This window comes from Mesorhizobium sp. M4B.F.Ca.ET.089.01.1.1 (assembly GCF_004022605.1).
GTDB classification, from domain to species: Bacteria; Pseudomonadota; Alphaproteobacteria; order Rhizobiales; family Rhizobiaceae; genus Mesorhizobium; species Mesorhizobium abyssinicae.
Genome location: NZ_RZOS01001510.1, coordinates 1 through 414 on the forward strand (window position 1 = coordinate 1; position 414 = coordinate 414).

At 44.4% G+C, this 414-nt stretch carries 1 protein-coding gene; it reads left to right on the forward strand.

Annotated features, from left to right (window positions below; all coding sequences use genetic code 11):
* Positions 1-74: 74 nt before the first annotated feature.
* Positions 75-414: hypothetical protein (locus EN780_RS40200; protein ID WP_210215157.1), on the forward strand; the 340-nt coding region annotated here is incomplete at its 3' end.

The window sequence follows — 414 nt, forward strand, 5'->3', positions numbered from 1 at the left end:
GGCGGTTTTGACTACCCAGAGGGCTGGCTTCAAGGTTTGGGATTGGGACCAAAGCCGTGGGATGGGTGGAAGCAATGAATACCCCCGATCAAGGCACTGAGCTATTTAGGCCCTTAATGAGCCATCTGGATACTCTAGCCTCCAGAAATGAAATGGCGCTCGATCGAAGATATCTCTCCAGCGCGATTAATGGTCTGATAGAGCTTTATAGTTATAGTGCCGCCAGGACTCGCAAAGGTCTCCCTAGATCTTCTATTGAAGATGATGATTTATACGAGCTTCTGGGGGTGTACGCGACTTGTATGAAATCTATATACAGAGAAGATTTTCCTTCCGATCATCTAACTATGCACCCATTGGTGATAATATATGAAATTATTAATGGCATGATTTTATCGCAAGATAGATCTAGTG